Annotated in this window: 4 protein-coding genes; 3 read left to right on the top strand and 1 reads right to left on the bottom strand. The window is 77.4% G+C overall.

The annotated features are described in order from the left end of the window. Window positions 1-1,200, bottom strand: a 1,200-nt coding sequence (gene dinB, locus AC0CYZ_RS20385; protein ID WP_472218643.1) for a DNA polymerase IV, incomplete at its 3' end; no start/stop codon positions are given. A gap of 59 nt (window positions 1,201-1,259) precedes the next feature. Between dinB and AC0CYZ_RS20380 the strand changes: the two genes are divergently transcribed. The 3 genes from AC0CYZ_RS20380 to AC0CYZ_RS20370 all read left to right on the top strand — a co-directional run. Continuing rightward, window positions 1,260-1,781, top strand: a complete 522-nt coding sequence (locus AC0CYZ_RS20380) for a DUF2505 domain-containing protein (protein WP_472218641.1) — start codon at window positions 1,260-1,262, stop codon at window positions 1,779-1,781. Continuing rightward, entirely contained in the window at window positions 1,781-2,887 is a 1,107-nt protein-coding gene (locus AC0CYZ_RS20375) for a nuclease-related domain-containing protein (RefSeq protein ID WP_472218639.1), read from the top strand. The genes AC0CYZ_RS20380 and AC0CYZ_RS20375 overlap by 1 nt, the downstream gene beginning before the upstream one ends. A 77-nt stretch (window positions 2,888-2,964) precedes the next feature. Beyond that, window positions 2,965-4,067, top strand: a 1,103-nt coding sequence (locus tag AC0CYZ_RS20370) for an MFS transporter (protein WP_472218637.1), incomplete at its 3' end; no start/stop codon positions are given.

Below are 4,067 nucleotides of genomic sequence, written 5' to 3'. Positions count from 1 at the left end.
CGACCCGAAGCGCGCGCGGACGGCGTCGAGGGTGCGGTCGAGGGCCGCCGGATCCCGGGGTGCCTCCTGGGTCCCGCGGCCGGCGAGCGCGGTCCGCGGCTCCTCCCGCGCGTCGAGGGGCAGCTCGAGCTGCTCGCGGTCGTCGCCGGAGAGGTTCGCGAGCGAGAGCCCGATCAGGGTGATGCCGCGGTCGAGGATCGTGGGCATCGCCTCGTGGAGCAGCTCGCGGGCGGCCGCGTCGATCGGCGCGGTCTGCGTCGTCGCCGCCCGCAGGGTGTGGGAGCGGGTCACGCGGGTGAAGTCGTCGAACCGCAGCCGGAGCACCACGGTGCGGCAGGTGCGGCCACCACCGTCGCGCAGCCGCCGGGCGAGCCGGTCGACGATCCCGGCGAGAATGGTGTCGAGCTCCTCGGGCGAGCGCCGGCCCCGGCCGAGGGCGCGCTGGGAGCCGATGGAGCGCCGCCGCACGCCGGGGGTGACCGCGCGCGGGTCGGAGAAGGTGGCGAGCCCGTGGAGGTGGCGGCCCGCGGCGCGCCCGAGCAGCGAGACGAGGGCCTGCTCGCCGAGGTCGGCCACGTCGGCGACGGTGTGCACGCCCAGCGCGTGGAGCCGCCCCGCGGTGACCATGCCGACGCCCCAGAGCCGTTCCACCCGCAGCGGGTGCAGGAACTCGCGCTCGCGGGAGGGATCGACGACGAGCAGACCGTCGGGCTTCGCGACGCCGCTGGCGACCTTCGCGAGGAACTTGGTGCGCGCGACCCCGACCGTGATCGGCAGGCCCACCTCGGCGAGGACCCGGCCCCGCAGCCGCGCGGCGATGTCCTTCGGCGCCCCGACCAGCCGGGCGAGCCCCCCGACCTCGAGGAAGGCCTCGTCGATCGAGAGGCCCTCCACCAGCGGCGTCGTGTCCCGGAAGATCGTGAAGACGTCCTTGCTCGCTGCGGAGTACGCCTCCATGCGCGGCGGCACGACCACCGCGTCCGGGCACATCGCCCGGGCCTGGCGGCCGTTCATCGCCGTCCGCACCCCCGCCCGCTTGGCCTCGTAGCTGCAGGCCAGCACCACGCCGCCGCCGACGATGACGGGGCGGCCGCGCAGGTCGGGCTCGTCGCGCTGCTCCACCGAGGCGTAGAAGGCGTCGAGGTCGGCGTGCAGGATCGTCGCCGCCGGATCCCCCTCGCGCCGACCGGACACGAACACATGTTCGCACGGGTGTCGTCCCGTGCCCACCGGGCGACGCTCACCTAGGGTGAGGGGGCGTGACCACCCGCCTGCGGGCCAGCCGGGACTACTCCCACGACGTGGCCGACTTCGCCGTCGCCCTGGCCGACCCCGAGTTCCACCGCGCCCGGCTCGACGCGGGCGGTGGCGGCGAGGTCGAGCACCACCGGGTCACCGGGACGCCCGCCGACGGCACCGTCGAGGTCGTCGTCCGCCAGCCGGTGCCGACCGGTCAGGTACCCCCCGCGCTCGGGCGGCTGCTCACGGGCGGCCTGGTGCTGCGGCGTACCGAGCGGTGGCGGCTCGGGCCGCGCCGCTGCGACGGTCGGGTGGAGGTCGCCGTTCCGCTCGCCCCGGTCCGCGCGGAGGGGACGATGAGTGTGGCCGCCGCCGACGGCTCGGGCTGCCGGCTCGAGGTCGACGTGGCGGTCACCGTGACCATCCCGCTGGCGGGCGCGCTGATCGAGGGCGCGGTCGCCGACGGGGTCCGCCAGCTGACCTCCGTCGAGCACGACAACATCACCCGCTGGCTCGACGCGCATCCGCGAGAGGAGTCCTGATGCCGGCCCGCCGCACGCGTCTCGGGCGGGGCGACCGCGTCGTCGTCACGTCGCCCTACGGGAGCCGCCTGGGGACCTACGACCTGCAGACCGGCGAGGTGTCCGACGTCGCCCCCGCCTTCCGCGCGACCTTCGTCGCCGAGCTCGACGAGTGGCTCGAGGCGCACGACCTCGACCGCTTCCCCGGGTTCGCCGAGGACCCCGCCGACCCGGGGTCGCGGCGGCGGCTGACCGACACGCTGCGCATCCCGCGGCCCGGCTCGGCCCGCGCGTCGTCCGGGACGCGCACCCGGACCGGCGGGCCGCGGCCGGACCCCGCACGTCCCGATCCCGCACCCGCCCTCGAGGCCGGGACCCCGACGCCGGCGGGCGGCTGGTCGGCCGACAGCGCCGACGGCTTCCGGGCCGACGCGTTCACCGACGGGGGGCGGCGCGCCGGGCACGACGAGCCCCAGCGCGTCGGCGACGTCTGGGAGGACCTCGCCCTGCACGCGCCCGACCACGGCCTCCTCCGGCTCGCCGCCCGGGCGCGCGCCGCGGGGGACAAGGAGACCGACCGCGCCCTGCGCTACAAGGCCGACGGGCGGCAGGCGGTGGCGGCGGCCCTGGGCCGAGAGGTCGGCGGCCCGGGTGGTCGGCTCGCGCGCGGCAGCCGCTGGCGGATCCTGCACGGCATCGACATGGCGGTCGGGCGCGAGACGGTGGTGCTGGACCACCTGGTGATCGGACCGCCCGGCGTGTTCGTCGTCGAGACCCGGCACGAGCCGGCCGGCAAGGTGCACGCCTCCACCAGCGGGCTCGAGATCGACGGCCGGCACATCGACCTCGCGCGCATCCGCACCCTCGGCGAGGAGGTGCACGACCGGCTCGCCGAGGCGATCGCGGCGGCCGCGGGCTTCGAGGAGGTGCTCGACCCGCCGCCGGTGACCCCGGTGATCGCGGTCGTCGGGGCGACCATCGTGAACCACAGCCGGCCCCGCGGGGTGATCGTCGCCCGGGCCGGCGACCTCGCCCGGGCCATGCGCGCCCGCGGCGACCGGCTCTCCCCGGCCGCCGTCGAGGAGACCTTCGCCGTGGCGCGCCGCTCGGACACGTGGCTCGCGTGACCCGGCCGGACCGCTCTGCGTCCTGAATGACGGCCGCCGTCCCGACGCCGACCGACCGACGCGCCCGGGGCGCGGTAATGGCGCTCTTCGCGGTCAACGGCGCCACCTACAACTCGCTCGTGCCCCGTTTCCCCGCGCTGCGCGACGGCCTCGGCCTCTCGAACACCGGTCTCGGCACCGCGATCGCGGCCTTCCCGGGGGCGGCGCTGCTCGTCGGGGTGCTGGCGGGGCCGCTGATCGCGCGGTGGGGCAGCGGACGGGTGGCGGCGTCGGTGTCGCTGGTCGGGGCGCTGCTGCTGCCGCTGGTGGCGCTCGCGCCGTCCTGGTGGGGGCTCGCCGGGGCGCTGTTCGTCCTCGGGGTCACCGACGCCTGGACCGACGCGGCGATGAACGCGCACGGCCTCGTCGTCCAGGAGCGCTACGGCCGCTCGATCATCAACGGGCTGCACGCGACGTGGAGCGTCGCCGCCGTCGGCGCGGGCCTGGTCGGGGCGGCGGCGGCCGGGCTGGGTGTGCCGGTCACGGTGCACCTGGCGGTCGTCGGGGCGGTGCTGGTGGTCACGTCGGCGCTGGCGTGGCGGGCGGTGCTGCCCCCCGAGCGCGACGCGGTGACCGCCGCGGAGCCGGGCGAGGGGCCGGGCGGCCCGGGGCTGCGCGGGGTCGTGACCTCGTGGCGCGCCCTCGCGCCGCTGCTCGCCGTCGCCGGGCTGATGGTGTGCTCGGGCGCGGTCGAGGACTCCTCGGCGTCGTGGGGCGCGGTCTACCTGCGCGACGACCTCGGCGCCGGGCCCTTCCTCGCGGGCCTGCCCTTCGTGGCGTTCCAGGTGACGATGACCCTCGGTCGCGTCGCCGGGGACCGGGTCGTGGACCGGTTCGGCGCGGTGCCGGTGGCGCGGACGGGGGCCCTGGTCGCCGCGGCGGCGCTGCTGGCGGCCCTGCTGCTGGCGCGGGCCGAGGTGGCGATCGTCGGGTGGGCGGTCGCCGGGCTCGGGGTCGCGACGCTCTTCCCGCTCGCGTTCGCGGCCGCCGGCACGATGCCGGGGTTGCGCGCGGGTGACGGGATCGCGGTCGTCGGGTTCCTCGCCCGGCTCGGGTTCCTCGTGACGCCGCCGGTCATCGGGGCGATCGCCGACGCGTCGTCGGTCGGGACGGGGCTGCTCGTCGTCCCGGTGGCCGCGCT

The sequence above is a fragment of the Actinomycetospora sp. genome (assembly GCF_055612215.1).
This window is presented reverse-complemented; position numbering and strand designations above follow the sequence as displayed.

Excerpts from the sequence above, each read along its gene's own strand:
- AC0CYZ_RS20375 (WP_472218639.1), top strand. The coding sequence starts at position 1,781 with ATGCCGGCCCGCCGCACGCGTCTCGGGCGGGGCGACCGCGTCGTCGTC.